Below are 4094 nucleotides of genomic sequence, written 5' to 3' on the forward strand. Positions count from 1 at the left end.
ATCCTGCTGACCAGTGATCTTAAGAATCAGTTCTGAAGTCAGCTTGAATTCTGCTTCAATCTGACCGAAGATCCGCTGGCGGGCTTCATCATTTTTGCCCATGGTGGCGTATTCCTTGGCAATAACCAGGTCGGCCTTAGCAATCGCCATTTGCAGCGTATCAATCAGCGTGGTAAAGAAGGAGAAGTTCTCATACATAGTCTGCATGATTTTCAGGTTCTCTTCTTTCCCCTCGTAGAAGCTCTGCAGTCCGGTTCCGGCAGCATACCAGGCAGGAAGCAGGTAACGGCTCTGCGTCCAGGCGAACACCCATGGAATTGCACGCAGGTCCTCGAATCGGTCACTGTTCTTCCGTTTGGATGGGCGTGAACCAATATTAAGTTCTCCAACCTCAGGCAGTGGTGTCGATTCCTTGAAGAAAGTCAGGAAATCCGGATCCCGGAAGATCAGATCCTGGTATTTGTCTAATGAAACTTCGGAGATGCGGGCCACAATTTCATCCCATTTGGCTTCATACAGATCTGCTTGAGGCATTCTAGCATGAATAGCTGCAGTTACCAGTGCAGAAGTAGCTTGCTCTAGACTCCGGTAAGCAATACCCTTCATTGAATACCGGGAAGAAATCACTTCGCCCTGCTCGGTAATCTTAATCCCGCCGCCAATAGTTGAAGCAGGCTGGGCAAGAATACTGCGGTTCAGCGGCATGCCGCCGCGTCCGAGTGCACCGCCGCGTCCATGGAAGAACTTCAGCTTGATGCCGAATTCATCCGCCGTAGCGGTAATTTGTTTAAGGGCCACACGCAGCTCCCAGTTCGCAGTCACCACTCCGCCGTCTTTATTGCTGTCGGAATAACCGAGCATGATTTCCTGGAGATCGTTCATCGCTCTAACCGCTTCACGATAAATCGGCATGTTGAGCAGTGTCTTCATAATCTCAGGTGCATCATGCAGGTCATCAATCGTCTCGAAGAGTGGTACTGCCTGCAAAGTGCAGACGACCGTTCCATCATTATCTTTGCGGAACAAGCCAACCTCTTTGGAGAATACCATAACTTCCAGAATGTCGCTGGCCGCTTCTGCCATACTGATCAGATAACTGGTGATGCACTGTTTGCCGTATTCTTCCTGTGCCATAAAAATCGTACGGTACACCGCGAGGCATTCCTCCGTACTCTCACTATATGACTGGTACGGGGAAGTCAGTGGACGCGGATCATTAAGCAGCGATTCCAGCAGCTTCACCTTATCCGTTTCCGGCATATTGGCATAATCCTGCGTGATGTTCATTTTAGCCAGAATTTCTGCCATCGCATTTTCATGCTCCTGACTATGCTGGCGGACATCCAGAGCCGCAGTGTGGAAGCCGAACAGCTCTACCTGACGGATTAGCTTCTTAATATAAGTGTCCGCAACATAATCGGCATAGTGGTGACGCAGGCTGCGGTCAATCACGTTCAAATCATCTATGAATTGCTGCGGTGATGAGTAGCGCTCAGGAGTGCCTTTTTTCTCATCATCAAGCACATTTTGTGTCTTTGAGATCATATAACTTAGCTTGATCCGGTAAGGTTCATTATCATTGCGCCAGGCATCGACCCGGTTGAGGTTAATGATGTTCCGGTCTTTTTCGATGGAATCCACCAGTTCGGTAGTGACACTGACAATGCTTGTACTAAAGCTCAGATACTGCATCAGTTCACGCATAATACGCTGATATTCCCGGATCGCAAGCTTACGCTGTAAACGCAGGGTCTGAAGAGTAACAGCGGCAGTTACCGAAGGATTTCCGTCGCGGTCCCCGCCGATCCAGGATCCAAAACGCAGATACGTCGGTACGTGCCAGTTCTGACCCGGATAATATTTACTCAAACATCGTTCAAGCTCCTGATACACATCCGGCAGCACTTGGAAGATCGTCTCATGGAAATAGTACATCCCATTACGTACTTCATCCAGCACAGTAGGTTTGCGGTCGCGCAGTTCATCCGTCTGCCACAGGGTAATGACTTCATTCAGCAGCTTCTCGCGGAGCTGTTCCCGCTCACGGAACGTTAACGTTGGATTGTCTAAGCCCATTACATCGTCGGATATCCGTTTGTGGATATCAAGAATAGCCCGCCGCATTGCTTCCGTAGGGTGAGCCGTCATGACCAGCTCCAAAGACAGGCCGTTCATGATCTCATGAACATCCTCTTGGGAGAAATCCCGTTCGCGTAGCTCCTGAATCGCACTTTCGATAGAACCCGGCTGTACCGTGTCCCCCGCTGAGCGTTCATAGTCACGCTTACGGCGAATCCGGTGATTCTGCTCGGCGATATTCACCAGTTGAAAATAAATGGCGAACGCCCGTATTACTTGGTGACGATTTTCAGGATCCAGTGAATTAATCAGCTCTTTAAATTCATTGTGCAGTTCAGGCAAAAACAATGAGCGCAGTGATTTACTGGTTTCGCGGATCTTCTCCACGATCTCCAGCAATTCGTTGCCGCCTTGATGTACCAAGACTTCGCCCAAGATATTCCCCAGGAACCGTACGTCACGCCGCAGCAGATTGTTGGAATTGCTTTTGCTGACAGCTGTCGTAAGTTCGGTCATGCTGCTCCCCCCATCCTCTTCCGGATCAATGTCCTTAACATTGTCTATTTGAAGCTTTCCTCATATCATACAGTAAAACCACTAGGAAATCTCCAATTTATTACGCTGTAAAGCGTTGCAGTAATTACGATTATACACCAAATTCATTCATTATACAGTCATAAAATATTTATGAACCTATACTAAATTAGAATGGCTGAGTTAATCCGTATTTATGTGCAAGGTTTACACAGCGTGTAGGTATTGATTGCATTATACACGGATTGAAGAAGAATAGAAATCGGGGTTTGTGATATCCTGGGAGGGGCAAGCGAAGTTTAAATTTATAACAAAAAACTCCTACCGGAGTAAGAGTTTTGTCAGCCAAGACTGAAGTATCGGGATGACACGATTTGAACATGCGACCCCCTGGTCCCAAACCAGGTGCTCTACCAAGCTGAGCTACATCCCGAAAAGATATAAAATTATGGAGCGGGTGATGGGAATCGAACCCACGCTATCAGCTTGGAAGGCTGAAGTTCTACCATTGAACTACACCCGCAAAGGTGAAAATCGGGATGACACGATTTGAACATGCGACCCCCTGGTCCCAAACCAGGTGCTCTACCAAGCTGAGCTACATCCCGTTAATATATTGATGATTCATAGAAAAAATACAAAATGGCGCGCCCTGAGAGATTCGAACTCCCGACCTTTTGATTCGTAGTCAAACGCTCTATCCAGCTGAGCTAAGGGCGCAAAAATTATGGAGCGGACGACGGGAATCGAACCCGCGACCCTCGCCTTGGCAAGGCGATGCTCTACCGCTGAGCCACGTCCGCAAATAAGTGGTGCGCGTGAAGGGACTTGAACCCCCACGTCTTACGACGCCAGATCCTAAGTCTGGTGCGTCTGCCATTCCGCCACACGCGCATAGTACAAGTTTTAATCAAAGTGAGCCATGAAGGACTCGAACCTTCGACACCCTGATTAAAAGTCAGGTGCTCTACCAACTGAGCTAATGGCTCGCATTTGGCAGGGGATATAGGATTCGAACCTATGATGACGGAGTCAGAGTCCGTTGCCTTACCACTTGGCGAATCCCCTATGATGGATACTTATAGATTACCCATAATCTCTTCAATTATGAGGACGATTATGGTGGAGGCTGAGGGGTTCGAACCCCCGACCCTCTGCTTGTAAGGCAGATGCTCTCCCAGCTGAGCTAAGCCTCCATATGTATGCCCTCAAAGGGTGAAGATAATGAATAGTTGGTGACCCGTATGGGATTCGAACCCATGTTACCTCCGTGAAAGGGAGGTGTCTTAACCCCTTGACCAACGGGCCTTGTAAATCTGTGGAGCTCTCAACCGGATTCGAACCGGTGACCTCTTCCTTACCATGGAAGCACTCTACCTGCTGAGCTATGAGAGCATGGCTCCCCGAACAGGACTCGAACCTGTGACAACTCGATTAACAGTCGAGTGCTCTACCAACTGAGCTATCAGGGAATATTGTCC

The 4094-nt window shown here is 48.7% G+C and carries 1 protein-coding gene and 12 tRNA genes; all 13 read right to left on the reverse strand.

Features of this window, described 5'->3' with window-relative positions:
- Nucleotides 1-2595, reverse strand: a 2595-nt coding sequence (gene ppc / locus AQR02_RS27700) for a phosphoenolpyruvate carboxylase (RefSeq protein ID WP_245237773.1), incomplete at its 3' end; no start/stop codon positions are given.
- 377 nt (nt 2596-2972) lie between these two features.
- Nucleotides 2973-3046 (reverse strand) — tRNA-Pro (locus AQR02_RS27705).
- Between the two features lie 16 nt (nt 3047-3062).
- Nucleotides 3063-3136, reverse strand: a tRNA-Gly gene (locus AQR02_RS27710).
- Between the two features lie 11 nt (nt 3137-3147).
- A tRNA-Pro gene (locus tag AQR02_RS27715) sits at nt 3148-3221 on the reverse strand.
- A gap of 35 nt (nt 3222-3256) precedes the next feature.
- Nucleotides 3257-3333, reverse strand: a tRNA-Arg gene (locus AQR02_RS27720).
- Between the two features lie 8 nt (nt 3334-3341).
- Nucleotides 3342-3416: transfer RNA gene (locus tag AQR02_RS27725), tRNA-Gly, on the reverse strand.
- Nucleotides 3417-3423: 7 nt separating this feature from the next.
- A tRNA-Leu gene (locus AQR02_RS27730) sits at nt 3424-3507 on the reverse strand.
- A 22-nt stretch (nt 3508-3529) separates the two neighbouring features.
- Nucleotides 3530-3602 (reverse strand) — tRNA-Lys (locus AQR02_RS27735).
- A 5-nt stretch (nt 3603-3607) separates the two neighbouring features.
- Nucleotides 3608-3681 (reverse strand) — tRNA-Gln (locus AQR02_RS27740).
- Nucleotides 3682-3733: 52 nt separating this feature from the next.
- Nucleotides 3734-3809, reverse strand: a tRNA-Val gene (locus tag AQR02_RS27745).
- A 37-nt stretch (nt 3810-3846) separates the two neighbouring features.
- Nucleotides 3847-3921 (reverse strand) — tRNA-Glu (locus tag AQR02_RS27750).
- 11 nt (nt 3922-3932) lie between these two features.
- A tRNA-Thr gene (locus tag AQR02_RS27755) sits at nt 3933-4008 on the reverse strand.
- A gap of 1 nt (nt 4009) precedes the next feature.
- A tRNA-Asn gene (locus AQR02_RS27760) sits at nt 4010-4085 on the reverse strand.
- Nucleotides 4086-4094: the final 9 nt, after the last annotated feature.

This window comes from Paenibacillus ihuae, from assembly GCF_001368795.1.
Classification (GTDB): domain Bacteria; phylum Bacillota; class Bacilli; order Paenibacillales; family Paenibacillaceae; genus Paenibacillus_AQ; species Paenibacillus_AQ ihuae.